Below are 16,616 nucleotides of genomic sequence, written 5' to 3' on the forward strand. Positions count from 1 at the left end.
GTAATCGCATTCACGTAAGAAAATAACGTAACTCATACATATACAATATCGATTCACTTCCCGTCGCGTTAGTCTGAAATCAGCCTACCAATGCTCAAAATTGTGAAGTTGATGCGATAATTAGCTTTTCCCTTCATTCTGGAAACTGACATGGATAGTGCTGAAATTTCACGTACGACGCGTTTGGGCATGATATTTATCGGCCTGCTGCAGGGGGCATTATGCTACCTGCTGATGACATATCTGGTGCCCCATAACGACGGCTGGCTGTTCTATGGCATGCCTGCGACGATTGCGATCACCTCGGCACTTTTGCTTAATGTCGTTTCTTTCAAACAACGCGCGCTGTGGTATTGGATGGCGCTGATCTTTGTTGTGGTGCTGGCGATGAGCGTCTGGCTAAAGTGGCAAGTCGAGGACAGTGATAAGTGGCGGCAACATGAAGTTTTTATGTTCTACGGTTGGCGCTTACTGCTGATGGCGATGCTTGCCTTGCCCTGGATTCAGTACTCGCTTCATGTCTCTCGTGAGCAGGCGCGTTACCCGCATTTTTATCGGCAATTGTGGCTTAATGCGTTGACGTTGCTGATTGTCTTTGTCGCCAACGGTCTGTTCTGGCTGGTGCTCCTGCTATGGAGCGAGATGTTTAAGCTGGTCGGTACTCCCTTCTTCAGCACGCTCTTCTTTGATACCGACTGGTTTGGCTATGTGGCCTTTGGTCTGATTACCGCACTGGCAGTGGTACTGGCTCGTACACAGTCGCGTTTGGTCACGGCGGTACAAAAATTACTGACGTTTATTGCCACCGGTCTGTTACCTCTGGTCGCGCTGTTGGCGCTGATGTTCATACTGACCTTGCCCTTCACCGGACTGGAGGCTATTTCGCAACGCGTGTCTGCGGCCGGGTTGATGTCAACGCTGACGCTGCTCCTGTTGCTGTTGATGGCTATCGTGCGTGAACCGCAAAAAGAGGCGTTACCCTATCCTGGCGCGTTACGCTACCTGATCAAATGCTCTCTGATTGTCGCGCCCATCTATATGCTGATTGCCGGTTGGTCACTGTGGGTGCGAATACAGCAGTACGGTTGGACGCCTGAGCGTTTGTATGGCGTGCTGGTGGTCGTGGTACTGCTGGTATGGTCGTTTGGCTATCTGGCCAGCATTTTACGCCGCGGGCGCAATCCGCTTGAGCTTCAGGGGCCGGTCATTCTTGGCGTTTCGTTGCTGGCATTGGGGCTGTTGGTTCTGCTGTCGTCGCCGGTTATTGATGCCTGGCGTATCAGCGTTAGCAGCCATATGGGGCTGTATCACAGCGGGAAAATTAAACCGGATCAGGTCAGCCTGTATATGTTGGATCACAGCGGAAAACCGGGGCGCGCAGCGTTGGAAGCATTACAAAAAGATGTGGCGTTTAATCAAGACAGTAAGCGCAGACGCGACTTGAATTCTCTGCTGCAAGGGAGCCGGGATCCGGTTAAAGAGCTAACCGCAACACAGTTAGTATCGAAGGTTGTGATTGCTCCGGGAAGCGAGAAGCCAGACGATGCGTTCTGGACGTTTGTCAAAGCACAGGGGTATCGTATCACCTCTTGTGCTGAGCAGAATGCGTGCGTATTGGTGAGTCAGGACCTCAATGCGGATGGTCATCCTGAGCAGGTGCTATATGCTTTTGGCGATGGGGAGAGTCTGGTCTTCGGCATGCAGAAAAACAAATGGGATTTGTTAGCTGTTGCCAGGCTACCAGAAGGATTCAATAAGGATAAATTGCTGCAGGCGGTGGCGAATCAGCAACTGGGTTCAGCCCCCAGAATCTGGCGGGATATCACTATTGATGGCAAAAGACTGCCGATGACTTATTACACCGAGTGAGTGTGTTGCCGACAGCGTTTTTGCCGGATAGCGGCGCGAACGCCTTATCCGGCCTACGACAGTTTTTCCGTAGGCCTGATAAGCGCCTTCAGGCAAGACGGTGATTAATGCACCTGTGGATCGGCAGGGGAGGCGTTGCTGCGGATCTCTGCAATATCCATGGCGTTAAACAGATAGTGGCTACCGCAGTAATCGCAGTGCATATCGATCTCGCCTTCTTCCGCCAGAATGCTGTCAACTTCTTCGTCCGGCAACGTTTTCAGTGCGCCTGCGCAGCGTTCGCGTGAACAGGTGCATTTGAACTCAACGTCCTGCGGATCGTAGAGAGTAACCTCTTCTTCGTGGTATAAGCGCCACAGCACTTCGTTGGCCGGCAGCGTCAGCAACTCTTCGGCCTTGATGGTTTCGGTCAGGGCGGTCAGGTGATCGAAATCATCTGCCTGTGCGTTTTGCGCCGGCATCACTTGCAGCAGCATTCCGCCAGCAGCGGGTTTGCCATCAACGTCGCCAGTGCGGATGAACAGGCGTGTCGGCAGCTGTTCGGAACGCATGAAGTAGTCTTCCAGACAGGCTGCCAGCGTGTCACCTTCCAGACCGACCACGCCCTGATAACGCTCGCCTTCTTCCGGGGTAATGGTGATCACCAGGTAGCCGTTGCCCACCAGGGTTTTCAAATCGGCATCTTCAGGAATATCACCCTGCATGCGGGCCACGCCGCGCATCTGCTGATTGTTGTTGCCGTTGATGACGGCCAGGCTCAGCGGACCATCACCCTGCAACTGCACAGTGATATCACCGGCAAACTTCAGCGTAGCGGTGAGCAGGCTGGTGGCAACCAGCAGCTCAGCCAGTACGTTTTTGACCGGCTGCGGATAAGTATGATTTTCGAGGATCTGTTGCAGGGTTTCCGAAACGGTCACCAGCTCGCCGCGCACGGCAAAGTTTTCAAACAGATAACGATGTAATTGGTCATGTTGCGGCATAATCATCTCTCTTGCAGGTGACAGTCACTCGCTGTCGCCATGTTTAAATCGTAACAGGTCGCGGCGCTCTTTCTTGTCCGGTCGTCTGTCCGGGTGCGGCATGGTTAACGCGTTAAGTTTACGCGCCAGCGCCATTTTTTCGCGTTTTTCCACGCTTTCCGCGGTTTCTTCATACAGCGTAACGGCTTCCGTTGCCGGGCGACGCTGCTCGGTAATGGCCTTGATAATGACCGTTCGCTCGTCATTTCCCTGGCGAAGGGTGAGGGTGGCGTTCAGCTCGACAATCTTGCTCGGCTTACTGCGCTGGCCGTTGTAGTGCACCTTACCGCCTTCAACCATTTCGCGGGCTAGCGCACGCGTTTTGTAAAAGCGTGCAGCCCACAGCCATTTATCCAGCCTGACTTCAGTAGAGGGCTTTTCTTTCATGGCGTCTCCTTCACATCAGTGAGGGGATCAGTCGGCGGTAGTCATTCAGTGACGGATGGCGTGCGTACTGCTTTTCGGCGATGCCGGAGTCGGGATTGGTCACGCCGAGGCAGTAACGAATACCGTACAGAGCAGCGGCGTCGAGAATGGGTTCGCTGTCGTCAATAAACAGCGTCTTCTCTGCACTCATTCCCGTTTCTTCAGCCACAGCGTGCCATAACCGCTGATCCTCTTTGGGATAACCAAATGTGTGGGTGGAAAGTAATAAATCAAGGTGTGAGGCCAGACCGGTATGCTCCAGCTTCACCGCCAGATTATGCGGATGCGCGTTGGTGAGCAAAATACGGCGCTTGCCGCTGGCTTTTAAGGCATCAAGAAACGGTACGGTATCTTCACGCAAAACGGCGCGCGGTCCCTGTTCCGTTGTCATGGCGCAAATATCCAGATCCAGGCACTCGCTCCAGTAATCCAGGCAGTACCAGTTTAGCGTATGCTGCACGGCATGATACTGCTGACGAATATAGTCCTGGGCTTCCTGGGGAGAGATACCCTGCTTCGCGCCATAGGTTTCCGGCACCAGTTTTTGCCAGAAATAGTTATCGAATGCCAGGTCGAGCAGCGTGCCGTCCATATCTAACAACACGGTGTCGACATCCTGCCAGGCAATATTGATATGCATGGAAACTCCCCACAAGAAAACATGATGCGCGACAGAGTAGCATATCCTGTCGTGCAAGCGTGTTATCGAATCAGGCTTTCCGGGTCGTCAATCAGCGTTGGATTCAGGCAACTTTCGTAGTAGCTCTGAATTTCCGCGATGCGGGTGCGGTGACGCTGGTAGCGTCTGAATGCCTGCACGCTGTTGTAGACAGCGCATCCGAGCATGGAGAACATCAGCAGCGTCGTGCCAAGGTAGCGCCATAACCCTGAACGATCCGGGATACGGTGCAGGCCAATGTGCTGGGTGCCATTGGCGTCAGTCGAAATATTGGTGACGATCCCCTCTGCGCGAAACGGTGTCTGCATCAGCATCTGCGCCAGGCGCTGGAAGGCGTTCCACTGTTCCTGGGGAGGATAGTCATATAGCGAGGTCGTCGGCCACGGCTGATCGACCAGATCGCTGCCTTCATCGCTGATAATCAGGAAACCGCCGGGAGCAGGGCTATTCAGCGCCTGGGCCGCTCGCGCAGTCTCGCGTGAAATAAATGGTGCCGTAGAGGTATTCACCAGATTATCTAACGACTCAGCGCTTACCGGACGCAGCAGCACGTTCACCCCATCCAGTTTGCCTGCGTTCGCTCGCTTTACCAGCGCGGCCCAGTCTTTGCTGTTACCGAGGTTAACCAGCGCATTCTTTAAGCGTACACATTCATCTTTGGCTGCACACAGATCGGCCGTTTTCAGGACAATCTCACCAAAATCGTCCAGTAACACCATGCCGGACTTTTGGATTGCCGAGCGTAGCGATGCGCTGACGCGAGAGTCATCGTCAGGTTTGGGATGCAGCTGGCGGTTCACGGCCTGCGTGAGCGCAGTGGCCTTATTCACCAAATCGGATTCGGGCAGTGGTAATGCGCGTGCGTCATTCCAGATAATTTGCGAGCAATCGAAAGGCATAAACGGCGTGGTGGGCTGTGCATTCCAGCTCCCTTGGGTATGAATATTACACATACCCGTACCGCTCAGGTGCAGCGTGTCACCCACGCGAACGCCCGCGTTTTCGAGTTGTTTAACGCTGGTGGCTTCGATAGTTTGCGCGCCCTTCATCCAGGAAAGCGTGACCTTTATCGGCATATCCAGCGGGATCCAAAACAGCAGCATCAGCAGTACCAGCAACGAGCCGCCAGCGATGACGGCGTTGCGCAGCCAATGTTGCAACGGGAAATTTTTGACTTCATCGTGCAGAGATAAAAAACGCCCCTGGCGGACAACGTGGCGATCGAGATAAATATCGATATCCGTTTGCTGGCCAAGGTCTTGGGCGATGTAAGGTTGCCAGTGAGGTGGGTAGATCAGATCAATAATACCCAGCGAGATATTATTAATTTGCTCCTGGTCGTTTTCGCCAAACAACCCCCAGCGACGCGGCGTACCGCGCAGACAATGAATTTCCCGCAGGGCGGTTTTGGACGGCGGGGCGAATAATCCCCACAGACCCGCAGCTAACAGCAACACCGCGCCACCGACTGCCCATGGAACAAACGTATTCGGGATAACCAAACAGAAAAAGAACAGCAGGAATGATGCGGTTATCAGCAACGCCTCGCGCAATCCCGAAGGGCGGCTGAGCGCATATTCTTCATGGGTTTCCTGGCGAATATTCAGCAGTTCAATCTGCTCACTTTCTTCACCACGAATGGATGCCTGGGTAGAAGCGGTGTGCTGCAACGCATAGCCACGCGCTTCCTGCATATATTCCTGCAGCGTATGGCCGTTCAACGAGATAACCAGCGGTATTGTATTGGTATGGATTATCTCAACGCTATTTTCGTCATTGATGTATTGTTCCCAGAAAGGGGGAAGGTGTACCTCAACGGAATCAAGATAGTAGCGCCATTTGTTAGGATCGTCGGTAGTGATGCCGTAACGTGTAATCGAACGAGTAAGCACGATGACGCTATTACTTTGGGCATTCAACGTTAATGAGACTGGCGCAGAACTGGCTCCAGTTGGACCTGGTACTTGCTGAATTTGACTAAGGCTTTCGAGATAGTTTTCGACGGCAGTGCGTTCTTCAGGCGCGAGTTTACGTTTCGAGGCGTCTGAGAAAACGCTGCTCAAGGGTAAATTTTTCTGCCTGGATTTTGATTTGAGTAGCCATCCTGCAAGCAATGAGCAGGCCAGCAAAGCAGCTAAAAAAATCAGAATGGTGCTCATGCTTTCCCCATCTTACTTAGTCTGTCAGGCGTGGTCAGTCGCACCCTGTTCAATATTCGTGATTCTGTGGTTGGCTATCGGCAAGTGTGGAGTCGAACTTGAGCATCTTTAAGTACAGCCCAGTAAAAGCGAATCATAGCAAAATCACTAAAAATGGAATATCAGCAAATTCCTGGAGTTATTTCAACCTATTGACTTTTAATTTGAAATAGGGATTAACTTTTAGTACGTTACATAAATGTAAATAAACGGCAATTCACATTGCCGAAACCGTGCGGTATATCGCACAATAACCCCAGATTTCACAGCAAAGATCCTCACAATGAGCAAATCATTACAGAAACCCACGATTTTGAAAGTGGAAACCGTCGCCCAATCCCGGCTGTTTAAAGTCGAAAGCGTGGACCTTGAGTTCAGCAATGGCGTACGCCGCGTTTATGAACGTATGCGTCCATCCACGCGTGAAGCGGTAATGATTGTGCCGATTGTTGACGACCACATGATCCTCATCCGCGAGTACGCAGTCGGGACCGAATCTTACGAACTGGGTTTTTCTAAGGGATTAATCGATCCTGGCGAAAGCATTTTTGAGGCGGCGAATCGGGAGCTGAAAGAAGAGGTGGGGTTTGGCGCAAAAGATCTGACGTTTTTAAAGAAACTCAGCATGGCACCATCTTATTTCTCCAGCAAGATGAACATCGTGGTGGCAGAAGATTTATATCCTGAATCGCTGGAGGGTGATGAACCTGAGCCATTGCCGCAGGTGCGCTGGCCGCTGGCGCATTTGATGGACCTGCTGGAAGATCCTGATTTTCACGAAGCGCGTAATGTCAGTGCGTTGTTCCTCGTACGCGAATGGCTGAAAGGGCAGGGGCGGCTTTAATTTCTCTGCAGCTAATACACGAACAACAAAAAAGGCGCCTAAGCGCCTTTTTTGATCAGAACAGTTCGTGCGTCTCACCATTATCGATAATGGTCGTCCCCACTTCATGCACCGCCTGTTGCGTCGGCTGAGTGCCTTCAATGAAGTACTCTGCGCGGCTATTGCCACCGCTTGCCAGTTGTCCTGTGCTGCGATCGATATTGACCGTCACGATACCCGGTGGCGGTGTCAACGGCTGTTCAGGCACGCCTTCCAGCACGGACTTCATGTAGGCATCCCATGCTGGCTGCGCACTCTTCGCACCGCCTTCGTAGCCGGAGATTTGGTCTTTGATCGCGCCGGAAGCTGTCGTATGACCAAGGTTGCGGCGATGATCATCAAAGCCGATCCATACTGACGTCACCACGCCTGGTCCGTAACCGGAGAACCACGCATCTTTAGAGCTGTTGGTGGTTCCGGTTTTCCCGCCGATATCATGACGCTGTAAATCGCGACCTGCGCGCCAACCGGTTCCCATCCAGCCTGGTTCACCAAATATATTGGTGTTCAGCGCGCTTTTAATCAGGAAGGCCAGCGGTGTGTTGATCACGTGCGGAGCGTATTCCTGTGTGCCGCTTTGCGCGACCAGTGCCTGGTTAGCCTGCTCAAGCTGCGGCATAGGCACGGCGGCATTCTGCTGTTCCTGCGAGACGGCGACATCTTCTACGTTACTGTTTTCCAGCACGTTAGATTTCTGGGTATCGCCGTAAATCACCGGAATATCGCATTCCGGGCAGGCAATTTTCGGCTTCGCTTCGAAGATAACGCCGCCCATATCGCTTTCGATCTTACTGATGAAATACGGATCGACCAGGAAGCCGCCGTTAGACATCACTGCGTAACCGCGCGCCACCTGCAACGGTGTGAACGAAGCCGAACCCAGCGCCAGTGACTCGGTATGCACAATGTTCTGTGCCGGGAAACCGAAACGTTGCAGATACTCTGCCGCGTAATCCACGCCCATGGCGCGCATGGCGCGTACCATCACCACGTTTTTCGACTGACCCAGCCCCTGACGTAAGCGGATAGGACCGGCATACTGCGGCGGGGAGTTCTTCGGCTGCCAGTCGGAACCAGCACCGGCATCCCAGCGGGAGATTGGTACGTCGTTGAGCATGCTCGCCAACGTCAGACCTTTATCCATCGCGGCGGTATACAGGAATGGCTTGATGTTAGAACCCACCTGGCGTAATGCCTGCGTTGCGCGGTTAAACTTGCTCTGGTTGAAGTCAAAACCACCAACCAGTGCCAGCACCGCGCCGTTTTGCGGATTGATGGAGACCAGTGCGGAGTTGACGTCCGGCACTTGCGCCAGCCACCAGGCATCGCCCACCTGGCGTACCCAGATTTGCTGGCCGGCCTGTACCACGTCGGTCACTTTACGCGGCGTTGGGCCTTGTTGAGTATCCGAGCGGTAAGGACGCGCCCAGCGCATACCATCCATGCGTAATGACACTGACGTACCATCCGCCAGCGCGGCAATGGCTTCCTGCGGATTGGCACTGGTAACAACCGCCGGTAACAGCGGGCCATAAGTCGGCAGCGCTTTCAGCGTATCGGTGATTTTTTTGCTGTCCCAACTGCTTTCGCCCACTTTCCACAGTATGTTCGATGGGCCGCGGTAGCCGTGGCGCATGTCGTAATCCATCACGTTGTTACGTACTGCCTGCTGAGCTGCCTGCTGTACTTTGCGTGTAATGGTGGTGGTGATGCGATACCCGTCTTCATAGGCTTTCTCACCATAACGGTTATACATCTCCTGGCGCACCATTTCAGACAGATATGGTGCAGAGAAAGCGATTTCCGGTGCGTGGTAGTTGGCGTCAATGGCCTCGCCGCGCGCCTGATCGTACTGGGCCTGCGTGATGTAGTTTTCGCTCAACATACGCGACAGTACAACGTTACGTCGCGCGGTTGCCCGGTCCATCGAATAGAGAGGGTTGAAGGTTGACGGCGCTTTTGGCAGACCGGCAATCACCGCAATTTCACTTAAGCTGAGTTGATCCACCGTTTTACCGAAATAGACCTGCGCGGCAGCACCCACACCATAGGCGCGATACCCCAGGTAAATCTTGTTCAGATACAGCTCGAGGATCTCATCTTTACTCAGCAGTTGTTCAATGCGGATCGCCAGGAACACTTCTTTGATCTTACGCATCAGCGTACGTTCCGGGCTCAGGAAGAAGTTTCTCGCCAACTGCTGGGTAATGGTACTCGCCCCTTGCGACGCGTGACCAGAGAACAATGCTACGCTGGCCGCACGGAAGATCCCCACCGGGTCTACCCCGTGGTGCTCATAAAAGCGGCTGTCTTCTGTGGCGATAAAGGCTTTAACCATTACCGGCGGCATCTGATCCAGCGTGACCGGGATTCGACGTTTCTCGCCATACTGCGCGATTAGCTCGCCGTCAGCGCTGTAAACCTGCATCGGGATCTGTAAACGCACATCTTTGAGCGTCGCGACGTCAGGTAATTGCGGTTCGATATAGCGATAAAGGCCATAAATCGAGCCTGCTCCCAGCAGGATGCAACATACTGCAAGGATTAATAAATACTTTACGAACTTCACTGGAGATTTCCCATTTAGTGGCATTTGGGCAGTTTATAAACAAACGCGCGGTAGTATAAAGGCAAGCCAGACGCATTGATATACCCGTTAAAGCGACGGGTGATAAGGAGATCATCAGCAATGGCTTTCAATATCTGGAAAATTGGTCTGCATATTCAGCAACATGAAGTGCTGGCTGTCGCTATCGTTCGCGAAGCATCAGGTTGGTATCTGCAGCGCTGGTGGCGTATACCGCTGACGCCTCAGGTTATCGTCGATGGTCATATTCGCGAGCCTGAACAACTGGTCGCCGCGCTACTGTCGTGGAGCCGGGAGCTCCCTCGCCGACACCATATTCATCTCTCTTTTCCCGCCAACAGGACGTTACAAAAAAAGTTTCCTCGTCCGACAATGACGTTACGCGAGCCAGAGCAAACCGCATGGTTGTCCGGTTCGATGGCGCGTGAACTGGATATGGCGCCGGATGCACTGCATTTTGATTATAGCGAAGACACGTTGAGCCCGGCGTTTAACGTCACTGCTGCGCAAAGCAAAGAGATTTCAGCGCTTCTGACGCTTATCCAAACCCTTAAGGTGCAGGTTACGGCGATTACCCCGGACGCCAGCGCGTTACAGCGATTTATTCCCTTCCTGCCGGAGCATCACCAGTGTCTGGTATGGCGTGATGATGCCCAGTGGCTATGGGCGACCCGTTCAGCATGGGGACGTAAATCAACGGGCGATATTGGCCGTATCGAGGAGCTTGCCACGACATTATCTCTGCCCACGACAGCCATTGCGCAATGCTCCCCCGGCGGCTTCGATCCTTTAAGCGCCGTGTCTGTACGCCAGCCGCCCATTCCAACGCAAAGCCATCACTTCGCCATTGCGCTGGGACTCGCTATGGGGGGCGTGTACTGATGATTGCGACCATTAATCTTCTGCCCTGGCGTCAGGCTCGGCGTTACGCTTGCCTGCGCTTCTGGGGCATCTTATTTAGCGCTTCACTCTTGCTTAGTATTGGCGTGTTGTTGCGCTATTACAGCGTTTTGAGTGTAGAAAATCGGGCTGAATTGTTGCTGGCAGACGCCGAAAAGACGCGGGCCGAGGCCCTCATGGCGCTGAAGCCGCGTGTGCAACAGCGCCAGCAACGATGGCAGCAGGTTCAGGCGCGGAACAAACAGCGTGAGCAGACCCGAAGCTGGCAGCGGGCTTTGCAAGGGCTGGCGGAATTACTGCCGGAGCAGGCGTGGTTAACAAAAATGACCTGGCAGCAGGACACGCTGGAACTGACGGGAAACACGCTGAACTTTGCCGCATTGAAGGCATTGGAAGCGCAATTACGCCAGTTGCCGTTGTTTATGTTGAACAGCCCTGGAGAAACGCAGCAGGATGCGCAGGGACGCTGGCAATTCCACTTTCGACTGACACGGAGCGGTGCGCATGATGACGCTCTGTGATGTCTGGTTAGCGCAGTCGCCACGCTTTCGAATCATATGCTGGTGCGGCTGGATGTTGGGGTTACTCATACTGGTGACGCTATGTCTTTACCCCGTAGCGCGGGAGCGGACTATGCAACGCGAGTCGCTGGTCCAGCAACGTGCGGCTATTCAGATGCAATGGCGAGATATATATCTGCTGGCGGCATCACCAGCAGAGTCTGAAGAGAAACTGACCTTGTTCTCCCCGCTGCTGTTTCAGAATTCACTTACCCGTCTTATCCACTGGCAACCCTCAGCTCAGGGGGGAGAGATGGCGCTGATATCGGCCTGGGATGCTATCCCGCTGACGTTTGTCCAGTTGGCGGCTCAGGGGATGAACGTCAGCCGATTTTCGCTTAGCGCAGAAGGCACGGAGCTGCTGCTAACGCTACAGCTGGAGCGCCTGAATGATGGTTGAACGCTGGTTGTTGGCATGTATAAGCGTACTGATGCTTACCGGTATGCGTAATCCCTTCCTGCCGCCGGAGGACCGTTGTCAAATTGCTGAGCTGTCGACATGGCGTTTTCAGGGCATGGTGAGTCAGGGCACGCGACCCATCGGCATCGTTCAGGATAGCCAGAAAAAATGGCGGCGGGTTAAGCGAAATGACGTCCTGAAAAACGGTTGGACGATTATGCAGATAACGGCCCAGAACATAACCCTCGACACAGAAAAAAACTGCGAACCGCCGCGGTGGCAGTGGCAGCGACAAGGAGCGGTAAATGAAGCGATGGAGAGCGTTGATAGTAATGGCACTGGCGGTCGGGATAACGAGCGCGCTGGCGACGAAACCGCAAAACGTGACGCTGGTGGTCGATGATGTGCCGGTTACGCAGGTATTGCAGGCGCTGGCTGAACAGGAACAAAAAAACCTGGTGGTTTCGCCGGATGTCAGCGGTGTGCTGTCGCTGCATTTGACGGATGTCCCCTGGAAGCAGGCATTGCAGACGGTGGTAAAAAGTGCTGGGCTGGTATTACGTCAGGAAGGCAACGTCCTGCATGTGCATTCTGTTCAATGGCAGAGTGAAAATGCGGCTCGTCAGGAAAACGAGCAGGCGCGGATTCAGGCTAGTCTTCCGCTGGAACATCGCAGCATCATTTTGCACTATGCTGATGCCACCGAGCTGGTAAAAGCCGGAGAAAAGCTGCTCAGTGCCAAAGGAAGCATGACGGTGGATAAACGAACCAACCGCTTACTGCTGCGTGACAATCGTGTTGTTCTCGACACCCTGGAAACGTGGGTAGCGCAAATGGATTTGCCGGTTGCCCAGGTTGAACTGGCGGCGCATATCGTCACCATTAATGAAAAAAGTTTGCGTGAGCTGGGGGTGAAGTGGTCACTGGCTGACGCACAACAACCGGGGGCGGTTGGGAATGTCACAACGCTTGCCAGCGATCTCTCTGTAGCCACCGCCACATCCCGTGTGGGATTTAACATTGGCCGTATTAACGGTCGTTTACTGGAACTGGAGTTGTCTGCGCTGGAGCAAAAACAGCAACTGGATATCATTGCCAGTCCACGATTACTGGCATCTCACCTGCAACCTGCCAGTATTAAGCAGGGCAGTGAGATCCCTTATCAGGTCTCCAGCGGTGAAAGCGGTGCGACATCCGTCGAGTTCAAGGAAGCGGTACTGGGGATGGAGGTGACGCCAACGGTGTTGCAGAAAGGGAGAATCAGGCTGAAACTGCATATCAGCCAGAATGTTCCGGGACAGGTTCTACAACAGGCAGATGGCGAAGTGCTGGCTATCGACAAGCAAGAGATTGAAACGCAGGTCGAGGTAAGAAGCGGCGAGACGATTGCGCTTGGCGGGATTTTTTCACATAAGAATAAATCCGCAGCCGACAGCGTGCCGCTATTAGGCGACATTCCCTGGCTTGGCTCTCTTTTTCGCCATGATGGTAAAGAAGATGAACGGCGCGAATTAGTGGTCTTTATTACGCCCAGACTGGTTTCAACGGAATAACTTATGCATGAAAAGCCGTTGTTTTTGCACTGAACACGTTTCAGGGATTTGACGTGAGGGTGTATTTAGCATACAAGGAGTACCGATTTGAGCGTCGGTACTTTTCTTTACTTATGCGGCAGTGAATACGCTTTGCCTTTCCGGTGGTGTGCCATAGGCTTATTGGGTGTCATTTGGCTGCGCGATACGTCGCCAGGTCTGATGTTTGCAGGGTAGCATGCCTGCCACGACCAGAAATGCGTTAGGTTTGGTGATTTATTCAGTTGCCAAACCCGCTTGAGTATTGAGATAATTTTCAGTCTGACTCTCGCAATATCTTATGAGGTTTCAGTTCATGTCCTGCTGCGCTGGGTGTCTGCGAAGCGGGTTTACCATTAACGAATAGTCTTAGTAGTACCGAAAAAATGGCAGAGAAACGCAATATCTTTCTGGTTGGGCCTATGGGTGCCGGAAAAAGCACTATTGGGCGCCAGTTAGCTCAACAACTCAATATGGAATTTTACGATTCTGATCAAGAGATTGAGAAACGAACCGGAGCTGATGTGGGCTGGGTCTTCGATGTAGAAGGTGAAGACGGCTTCCGTGATCGCGAAGAAAAAGTCATCAACGAGTTGACGGAAAAACAGGGTATTGTGCTGGCAACTGGCGGTGGCTCTGTAAAATCACGTGAAACACGTAACCGTCTTTCCGCGCGTGGCGTCGTGGTCTATCTTGAAACGACAATTGAAAAACAACTTGCGCGTACTCAACGTGACAAGAAACGCCCGCTGCTGCAGGTAGAATCACCGCCTCGTGAAGTTCTGGAAGCGTTGGCTGACGAACGCAATCCTCTGTACGAAGAGATTGCTGACGTGACCATTCGCACCGACGATCAGAGCGCAAAAGTCGTAGCAAACCAGATTATTCATATGTTGGAAAGCAACTAATTCTGGCTGAATACACACTCGTCTGCGGGTACAAGTAACTAAGGTGGATGTCGCGTAATGGAGAGGATCACAGTCACTCTCGGGGAACGTAGTTACCCTATCACCATCGCGGCTGGTTTGTTCAATGAACCAGCTTCATTCTTACCGCTGAAATCGGGCGATCAGGTTATGTTGGTGACCAACGAAACCCTGGCCCCCCTTTATCTCGATAAGGTTCGCGGCGTACTTGAACAGGCGGGTGTTAACGTTGATAGCGTTATCCTTCCCGATGGCGAGCAGCATAAAAGCCTGACGGTTCTGGATACGGTTTTCACCGCGTTACTGCAAAAACCGCACGGTCGTGATACCACGTTAGTTGCCCTTGGCGGCGGCGTGATTGGCGATCTGACCGGTTTTGCGGCAGCCAGCTATCAACGTGGTGTTCGTTTTATTCAAGTCCCGACAACCCTGTTGTCGCAGGTCGACTCCTCCGTTGGCGGTAAAACCGCCGTAAACCATCCCCTCGGTAAAAACATGATTGGCGCGTTTTACCAACCGGCCTCCGTGGTGGTGGATCTCGATTGTCTGAAAACGCTTCCTGCGCGTGAGCTGGCATCGGGGCTGGCGGAAGTGATCAAATACGGCATCATTCTTGACGGTGAATTTTTCAGCTGGTTGGAAGACAATCTGGATGCGTTGTTGCGTCTGGACGGCCCGGCGATGGCGTACTGTATTCGTCGTTGTTGTGAGCTGAAAGCAGAAGTTGTCGCAGCAGACGAGCGTGAAATGGGCTTACGTGCTTTACTGAATCTGGGGCACACGTTTGGCCATGCGATCGAAGCTGAAATGGGTTATGGCAATTGGTTACATGGTGAAGCGGTGGCCGCTGGTATGGTAATGGCTGCCCGTACGTCTGAACGTTTGGGTCAGTTCACCTCCGCTGATACGCAGCGCATCATTACGCTGTTACAGCGAGCAGGCTTACCGGTGAATGGGCCGCGTGAAATGTCCACTGAGGCTTATCTGCCGCACATGCTGCGAGATAAAAAAGTGTTAGCGGGAGAGATTCGTTTGGTGCTTCCGCGAGCGATAGGGAAGAGTGAAGTGCGCGGCGGAGTGTCGCACGAGGTGGTTCTTAACGCTATTGCTGATTGCCAGCAGGCGTAACAACAAGAAAGGTCAGGCTTACGTTGCGAAACGTAGGTCTTTTAGCTTCAGGTTATGTGCAAAGTCGTAAGCATTAACCTTTGAGTGGGGTGTTAAATGGATGAATTCAAACCAGAAGACGAGCTGAAACCCGATCCCAGCGATCGTCGTACTGGTCGTTCTCGTCAATCGTCTGAACGCGATAATGAGCCGCAAATCAATTTTGATGATGTTGATCTGGATGCTGACGATCGCCGTCCTGCGCGCGCACGCAAAGAGCGTGATGAAGAGCAGGACATTGAAGAAGAGTATGAATCTGATGACGATACCGTGGATGAAGAGCGTGTAGAACGTCGTCCGCGCAAGCGTAAGAAAGCCGCCAGCAAGCCTGCCTCCCGCCAGTATATGATGATGGGTGTGGGTGTTCTGGTACTGCTGCTGCTGATTATCGGCATTGGTTCTGCGCTGAAAGCCCCCTCATCTTCTTCCAATGAGCAGGCAGTATCTGGTGAGAAGAGCATCGATCTCTCTGGCAGCAATGCAACGGATCAGGCGAGTGCAACGACACCTGCAACGGGCGCAGAGCAGACTGCTGGCAATACCCAGCAGGATGTTTCCCTGCCACCGATTTCCTCTACCCCGACTCAAGGTCAGACACCTGCGGCAACTGAAGGGCAGCAGCGTGTTGAAGTGCAGGGCGATTTGAACAACGCTCTGACACAACCGCAAGGCCAGGAGCAAGTTAACAACGCTGTGGTTAACTCTACGCTGCCGACCGAACCTGCGACCGTTGCGCCGATGCGTAATGGTAATGCTGCGCGCCAGACTGCGAAAACGGAAACGACTGAACGTCCTGCGGCTACGCATCAGGAACGTAAACAGGCCGTAATTGAGCCGAAGAGCAAACCGCAAACTACGGTGAAAGCGACGCCGACAGAGCCGAAACCTGTTGCCCAGGCAAAACCAACCGCAACTGCGCCGACTACCACAACCAAAGCGCCTGTGGTAACCGCTACGCCGAAAGCGACCGTTGAGCCGAAAGCAACCACGACGGCGCCAGCACAGACCGCAACGCCTGCGCCAACGGCGACAGCAACAACGACAACACCTGTTGCTGGCGGAGCGAAAAGTGCAGGTAACGTTGGAGCGTTAAAATCTGCGCCGTCCAGCCATTACACGCTGCAGCTCAGCAGTTCTTCTAACTACGACAACCTGAACGGTTGGGCGAAGAAAGAAAACCTGAAGAACTATGTGGTGTACCAGACAACGCGTAACGGTCAACCGTGGTATGTTCTGGTAACAGGCGTGTATGCGTCTAAAGAAGATGCGAAACGTGCAGTGTCTACGTTACCCGCTGATATTCAGGCGAAAAACCCGTGGGCAAAACCGCTGCACCAGGTTCAGGCCGATTTGAAGTAAGATAGGATATGTTCTGCAATGGTTTGCTGTTTCGCCCAATTGCGGGACAAAGACTAAAGCGCAGGATGC

15 protein-coding genes are annotated in these 16,616 nt (G+C 53.1%); 10 read left to right on the forward strand and 5 right to left on the reverse strand.

Features of this window, described 5'->3' with window-relative positions; genetic code table 11:
* Positions 1-150 precede the first annotated feature (150 nt).
* On the forward strand, positions 151-1,869 hold the full coding sequence (locus tag SK33_RS01485; RefSeq protein ID WP_048218779.1) for a DUF4153 domain-containing protein: 1,719 nt from the start codon (positions 151-153) through the stop codon (positions 1,867-1,869).
* Between the two features lie 104 nt (positions 1,870-1,973).
* Here the strand turns inward: SK33_RS01485 and hslO are convergent, their stop codons facing one another.
* The 4 genes from hslO to igaA form a co-directional block, all read right to left on the reverse strand.
* Positions 1,974-2,852: an Hsp33 family molecular chaperone HslO gene (gene hslO, locus SK33_RS01490; RefSeq protein ID WP_003023531.1), complete on the reverse strand. Its 879-nt coding sequence runs from the start codon at positions 2,850-2,852 to the stop codon at positions 1,974-1,976.
* Positions 2,853-2,876: 24 nt separating this feature from the next.
* Positions 2,877-3,278, reverse strand: coding sequence for a ribosome-associated heat shock protein Hsp15 (gene hslR / locus SK33_RS01495; protein WP_048218778.1), 402 nt, complete (start codon positions 3,276-3,278; stop codon positions 2,877-2,879).
* A 10-nt stretch (positions 3,279-3,288) separates the two neighbouring features.
* Positions 3,289-3,957 carry a GMP/IMP nucleotidase gene (gene yrfG, locus SK33_RS01500; RefSeq protein WP_003023533.1) on the reverse strand — a complete coding sequence of 223 codons (669 nt, stop codon included), beginning with the start codon at positions 3,955-3,957 and terminating at the stop codon, positions 3,289-3,291.
* Between the two features lie 62 nt (positions 3,958-4,019).
* Positions 4,020-6,155 carry an intracellular growth attenuator protein IgaA gene (gene igaA / locus SK33_RS01505; RefSeq protein ID WP_003023535.1) on the reverse strand — a complete coding sequence of 712 codons (2,136 nt, stop codon included), beginning with the start codon at positions 6,153-6,155 and terminating at the stop codon, positions 4,020-4,022.
* Between the two features lie 322 nt (positions 6,156-6,477).
* On the opposite strand from igaA, the gene nudE reads away from it, so the two are divergent.
* A complete protein-coding gene (nudE, locus tag SK33_RS01510) occupies positions 6,478-7,038 on the forward strand; it encodes an ADP compounds hydrolase NudE (protein ID WP_003023537.1) in 561 nt (186 codons plus the stop codon).
* A 55-nt stretch (positions 7,039-7,093) separates the two neighbouring features.
* Here the strand turns inward: nudE and mrcA are convergent, their stop codons facing one another.
* The gene (gene mrcA / locus SK33_RS01515; RefSeq protein WP_048218777.1) at positions 7,094-9,646 is read right to left on the reverse strand and encodes a peptidoglycan glycosyltransferase/peptidoglycan DD-transpeptidase MrcA; all 2,553 of its coding nucleotides are present in this window, start codon (positions 9,644-9,646) and stop codon (positions 7,094-7,096) included.
* A 120-nt stretch (positions 9,647-9,766) separates the two neighbouring features.
* On the opposite strand from mrcA, the gene SK33_RS01520 reads away from it, so the two are divergent.
* The 8 genes from SK33_RS01520 to damX all read left to right on the forward strand — a co-directional run bounded on the left by SK33_RS01520 (position 9,767) and on the right by damX (position 16,547).
* Positions 9,767-10,546, forward strand: a complete 780-nt coding sequence (locus tag SK33_RS01520; RefSeq protein ID WP_003837907.1) for a hypothetical protein — start codon at positions 9,767-9,769, stop codon at positions 10,544-10,546.
* Positions 10,546-11,085 carry a PilN domain-containing protein gene (locus SK33_RS01525; RefSeq protein ID WP_048218776.1) on the forward strand — a complete coding sequence of 180 codons (540 nt, stop codon included), beginning with the start codon at positions 10,546-10,548 and terminating at the stop codon, positions 11,083-11,085. Before SK33_RS01520 ends, SK33_RS01525 begins: the two co-directional genes overlap by 1 nt.
* Positions 11,069-11,524, forward strand: coding sequence for a HofO family protein (locus SK33_RS01530; RefSeq protein WP_048218775.1), 456 nt, complete (start codon positions 11,069-11,071; stop codon positions 11,522-11,524). The genes SK33_RS01525 and SK33_RS01530 overlap by 17 nt, the downstream gene beginning before the upstream one ends.
* Positions 11,514-11,927: a HofP DNA utilization family protein gene (locus SK33_RS01535; RefSeq protein WP_048218774.1), complete on the forward strand. Its 414-nt coding sequence runs from the start codon at positions 11,514-11,516 to the stop codon at positions 11,925-11,927. The genes SK33_RS01530 and SK33_RS01535 overlap by 11 nt, the downstream gene beginning before the upstream one ends.
* On the forward strand, positions 11,857-13,077 hold the full coding sequence (gene hofQ, locus SK33_RS01540) for a DNA uptake porin HofQ (protein WP_407056793.1): 1,221 nt from the start codon (positions 11,857-11,859) through the stop codon (positions 13,075-13,077). The genes SK33_RS01535 and hofQ overlap by 71 nt, the downstream gene beginning before the upstream one ends.
* A gap of 404 nt (positions 13,078-13,481) precedes the next feature.
* On the forward strand, positions 13,482-14,003 hold the full coding sequence (gene aroK / locus SK33_RS01545) for a shikimate kinase AroK (RefSeq protein WP_003023552.1): 522 nt from the start codon (positions 13,482-13,484) through the stop codon (positions 14,001-14,003).
* 57 nt (positions 14,004-14,060) lie between these two features.
* Positions 14,061-15,149 (forward strand): 3-dehydroquinate synthase, encoded by a 1,089-nt coding sequence (gene aroB / locus SK33_RS01550; protein WP_003837915.1) that lies wholly within the window; start codon positions 14,061-14,063, stop codon positions 15,147-15,149.
* Positions 15,150-15,245: 96 nt separating this feature from the next.
* The gene (gene damX / locus SK33_RS01555; RefSeq protein ID WP_048218772.1) at positions 15,246-16,547 is read left to right on the forward strand and encodes a cell division protein DamX; all 1,302 of its coding nucleotides are present in this window, start codon (positions 15,246-15,248) and stop codon (positions 16,545-16,547) included.
* Positions 16,548-16,616: the final 69 nt, after the last annotated feature.

This window comes from Citrobacter sp. MGH103 (genome assembly GCF_001034475.2).
In the GTDB taxonomy this organism is placed as follows: domain Bacteria; phylum Pseudomonadota; class Gammaproteobacteria; order Enterobacterales; family Enterobacteriaceae; genus Citrobacter; species Citrobacter freundii.

Bases quoted from the DNA above. Each gene is read 5' to 3' on its own strand.
- nudE (WP_003023537.1), top strand. From the start codon at position 6,478: ATGAGCAAATCATTACAGAAACCCACGATTTTGAAAGTGGAAACCGTC.
- hslR (WP_048218778.1), bottom strand. From the start codon at position 3,278: ATGAAAGAAAAGCCCTCTACTGAAGTCAGGCTGGATAAATGGCTGTGG.
- hofQ (WP_407056793.1), top strand. From the start codon at position 11,857: ATGGCACTGGCGGTCGGGATAACGAGCGCGCTGGCGACGAAACCGCAA.
- SK33_RS01485 (WP_048218779.1), top strand. From the start codon at position 151: ATGGATAGTGCTGAAATTTCACGTACGACGCGTTTGGGCATGATATTT.
- SK33_RS01520 (WP_003837907.1), top strand. From the start codon at position 9,767: ATGGCTTTCAATATCTGGAAAATTGGTCTGCATATTCAGCAACATGAA.
- aroK (WP_003023552.1), top strand. From the start codon at position 13,482: ATGGCAGAGAAACGCAATATCTTTCTGGTTGGGCCTATGGGTGCCGGA.
- igaA (WP_003023535.1), bottom strand. From the start codon at position 6,155: ATGAGCACCATTCTGATTTTTTTAGCTGCTTTGCTGGCCTGCTCATTG.
- SK33_RS01530 (WP_048218775.1), top strand. From the start codon at position 11,069: ATGATGACGCTCTGTGATGTCTGGTTAGCGCAGTCGCCACGCTTTCGA.
- aroB (WP_003837915.1), top strand. From the start codon at position 14,061: ATGGAGAGGATCACAGTCACTCTCGGGGAACGTAGTTACCCTATCACC.
- yrfG (WP_003023533.1), bottom strand. From the start codon at position 3,957: ATGCATATCAATATTGCCTGGCAGGATGTCGACACCGTGTTGTTAGAT.
- damX (WP_048218772.1), top strand. From the start codon at position 15,246: ATGGATGAATTCAAACCAGAAGACGAGCTGAAACCCGATCCCAGCGAT.
- SK33_RS01535 (WP_048218774.1), top strand. From the start codon at position 11,514: ATGATGGTTGAACGCTGGTTGTTGGCATGTATAAGCGTACTGATGCTT.
- SK33_RS01525 (WP_048218776.1), top strand. From the start codon at position 10,546: ATGATTGCGACCATTAATCTTCTGCCCTGGCGTCAGGCTCGGCGTTAC.
- hslO (WP_003023531.1), bottom strand. From the start codon at position 2,852: ATGCCGCAACATGACCAATTACATCGTTATCTGTTTGAAAACTTTGCC.